Origin of the sequence: Hydrogenophaga sp. (assembly GCF_041633695.1) — a bacterium.
Classification (GTDB): domain Bacteria; phylum Pseudomonadota; class Gammaproteobacteria; order Burkholderiales; family Burkholderiaceae_C; genus Hydrogenophaga.
The window spans coordinates 1-3,682 of the sequence record NZ_JBFJMY010000414.1 but is presented as its reverse complement, the minus strand read 5'-3'; the positions used below and the strand labels follow the sequence as shown (position 1 = coordinate 3,682).

At 62.3% G+C, this 3,682-nt stretch carries 3 protein-coding genes; all 3 read right to left on the bottom strand.

Going from position 1 to position 3,682, the window contains the following annotated elements:
* Positions 1-133: 133 nt before the first annotated feature.
* Positions 134-1,519: a glutamate--tRNA ligase gene (gene gltX / locus ABYB95_RS19195; RefSeq protein WP_372660528.1), complete on the bottom strand. Its 1,386-nt coding sequence runs from the start codon at positions 1,517-1,519 to the stop codon at positions 134-136.
* The gene (locus ABYB95_RS19190; RefSeq protein WP_372660525.1) at positions 1,520-2,731 is read right to left on the bottom strand and encodes an O-succinylhomoserine sulfhydrylase; all 1,212 of its coding nucleotides are present in this window, start codon (positions 2,729-2,731) and stop codon (positions 1,520-1,522) included. It abuts the gene before it with no gap.
* Positions 2,732-2,734: 3 nt separating this feature from the next.
* Positions 2,735-3,682 (bottom strand): amidophosphoribosyltransferase (locus ABYB95_RS19185; RefSeq protein ID WP_372660522.1); only part of this gene is annotated, 948 nt, incomplete at its 5' end.

The window sequence follows — 3,682 nt, the reverse complement described above, 5'->3', positions numbered from 1 at the left end:
TCGAACCGCTGACCTCTTGCATGCCATGCAAGCGCTCTCCCAGCTGAGCTATACCCCCACAGGGTTTGCATCCAAACACTTCGCAGATCACTGCTTGGCGCTCATCAGCAAGCCTCAAATTATAGGACATTTTTCAGGCGTTTTTCAATCTCTGTAAAACAGTTTGCTGTTTTTGCAATGCGAGCACCGCATCCAGCGACGGTGTCTGCGCCGTGCCCATGACGAGCACACGCACCGGCATCGCCAGTTGCGGCATCTTCAGACCATGGGCCGTGAGCACTTCCTTGATCGCTGCACCAATCGACGCCTTGTCCCAAACGCAGTCCACCAGCTTCTCTGCCAAGTCCGCCAGCGCCGGGCGCACCGCATCGGTCACATGCTGGGTTCGCTCTTCGGCGTTGGGCGTGATGTCGGCATAAAACGCGGCCGCCCAATGGGCCAGCGCCACTGTCGTGTCGCAGCGGTCCTTGAACAAGCCGCAGATGTGCGGCAAACGTTCGTCGGCCGTGATCCCATTGCGCAGCAACTGTGTCGACACCAAAGCCGCCAAGGCCTCGTCGTCCATGGCTTTCAGGTGCTGGGCATTGACCCAGCGCAGCTTGGTTTCGTCGAACTGTGCGGCGCTGCGGCCCAGATGATCGAGATTGAACCACTCGAGAAACTGCTGACGGCTGAATATTTCGTCGTCGCCGTGGCTCCAGCCCAGGCGGGCCAGGTAGTTCACCATGGCTTCGGGCAGATAGCCTTCGTCGCGGAACTGCGTGACCGGTTTGGCGCCGTTGCGCTTGCTCATCTTTTCACCCAGCTCGTTGAGCACGGTGGGCAAATGGGCGTACACGGGTGGCTCTTTGCCCAGCGCGCGGAAGATGTTGATCTGGCGCGGCGTGTTGTTCACATGGTCGTCGCCGCGGATCACGTGCGTGATGCTCATGTCGATGTCGTCGACGACCACGCAGAAGTTGTAGGTGGGCGTACCGTCCGGGCGTGCGATCACCAGATCGTCCAGCTCGTCGTTGCGGATCTCGATCAGGCCCTTGACCTTGTCTTCCCAGGCCACCACGCCACCTTGTGGGTTCTTGAAGCGCAGCACCGGCTGCACACCGGCGGGCACGGGGGGCAAGCTTTTGCCAGGTTCGGGGCGCCAAGTGCCGTCGTAGCGCGGTTTTTCCTTGGCAGCCATCTGGCGTTCGCGCAAGGCATCGAGTTCAGCCATGCTCATGTAGCAGGGATAGACATGGCCCGCCTCCAACATGTCGGCCAGCACCGCTTTGTAGCGGTCCATGCGCTGCATCTGGTAGAACGGCCCTTCGTCGTGGTCCAGCCCCAACCAGGCCATGCCCTCGATGATCACGTCCACCGCAGCTTGCGAGGAGCGCTCCAGGTCGGTGTCTTCGATGCGCAGGATGAACTCGCCCCCAGTGGCACGGGCGAATGCCCAGGGATAGAGCGCCGAGCGGATATTGCCTAGGTGGATGAAGCCGGTGGGGGACGGCGCGAAGCGGGTTCTGACTTGGGTCATTTACAAGGTGTCCAGGCCGCGCGAAAGGTCGGCTTTGATGTCGTCTACATGTTCCAGGCCCACGGCCAGGCGGATCAAGCCCTGACCAATGCCGGCGTCCTGGCGCTGCGCCTCGGTCAGGCGACCGTGCGAGGTGGTGGCCGGATGGGTGATGATGGTCTTGGTATCGCCCAGGTTGGTGGCGATGCTCATGACCTCGGCACTGTCGATCACTTTGAAGGCGTTGGCGCGGGCTTGCTCAACGCCGACACCACGCACGTCAAAAGACAGCACGGCGCCGCCCATGCCCGATTGCTGGCGCATGGCGAGTTCGTGCTGCGGGTGGGATGTCAGGCCGGGGTAGTAGACGCGGCTGACCGCCGGGTGGTCTTGCAGCCACTGCGCCACGGCCAGCGTGTTGGCGCACTGCGCCTGCATGCGGATGTTCAGCGTCTCCAGGCCCTTGAGCACCACCCAGGCATTGAAAGGTGCCAGCGTCATACCCGCCACACGCACGATGGGAGCAAACACATCGACGATCAGTTTCGAGGGGCCGCAGATGGCACCAGCCATGACACGGCCCTGACCATCCAGGTACTTGGTACCAGAATGGATGATCAGGTCGGCGCCCAGTTCAACCGGGCGCTGCAAGGCGGGTGAGCAAAAGCAGTTGTCCACCACCAGCAAGGCACCCGCCTTGTGCGCCACATCGGCCAGTGCCTGGATGTCGCAAACATCGGTCAAAGGGTTGGTGGGCGTTTCGGCAAACAGCAGTTTGGTGTTGGGCTTCAAGGCGGCTTGCCATTGCGCGACCTCGGTCTGCGAGACAAACGTGGTCTCGACCCCGAACTTGGCAAACTCCTTGCCGAACAGCGCCATGGTGGAGCCGAACACCGAACGCGAGCAAATCACGTGGTCACCCGCTTTGAGCAAGCCCATGCACAGCATGAGGATGGCGCCCATGCCGGTGGACGCGGCAATGGCGGCCTCGGTTCCCTCCATGGCGGCCAGACGCTGCTCGAAGCTGGTCACTGTGGGGTTGGAGGTGCGGCCATAGGTGTAACCCTCGGCCGGGTGGGCAAAGCGGTGGGCGGCGGTTTCCGCGTCGGGTTGCACAAAACCGCTGGTGAGGTACAGCGCTTCGGCGTTCTCGCCGTACTGGCTGGGGGCCAACGCCGTGCGCACCGCCAAGGTGTCGCGGTGCAGCCCGGCGGGCAGCTTCTTCGTTTGCATGGTTCAGGCGTCCTGCGAATTGGGCAAGGCCAGGCGCGAGTTGTCTTCAACGCCCTCTTCCTGGCTACCGCGGTTCTGGTTCAGCCGCGCGATGTCTTCGGGGTGGATATCGCCGGTGACGTAGTGGCCATCAAAACACGACGCGTCAAAACCCTCCAGGCTCGGGTTGAGCGAGCCGATGGCCTGCTTCATGCCATCCACATCCTGGTAGATCAGCGCATCGCAGCCAATGCTTTCGCGCACCTCTTCCACCGTGCGGTTGTAGGCCACCAGTTCGTCGGAGGTAGGCATGTCGATGCCGTACACATTGGGGTAACGCACCGGCGGCGCAGCGCTGGCCAGAAACACCTTGCGGGCGCCCGCGTCGCGCGCCATCTGCACGATTTCGCGGCTGGTCGTGCCGCGCACGATGGAGTCGTCCACCAACAGCACATTGCGGCCCTTGAACTCGCTGGAAATCACATTGAGTTTTTGGCGCACGGACTTCTTGCGCACGCCCTGCCCCGGCATGATGAAGGTGCGCCCCACGTAGCGGTTCTTCACAAAACCCTCGCGGTAGGGCAAGCCCAGCAGTTGCGCCAACTCCATGGCGCTGGGGCGTGAAGACTCGGGAATGGGAATGACCACGTCGATCTGGCTCGGCGGCACCGTGGACACCACGCGCTTGGCCAGGGTCTTGCCCAGGTTCAGACGCGCTTGGTACACCGAAATGCCGTCCATCACCGAGTCGGGGCGGGCGAGGTACACGTATTCGAAGATGCAAGGGTTGTGGCTGACCTTTTCGGCGCATTGCTGGAACTGGATCTGGCCTTCCAGGTCCACAAACAGCGCTTCACCCGGCTGCACATCGCGCATCAGATCAAAGCCCGTGCCTTCCAGCGTCACCGATTCGCTGGCCACCATCACGCCGGATTCGTTGCGCCCCACGCACAAAGGCCGAATGCCATAGGG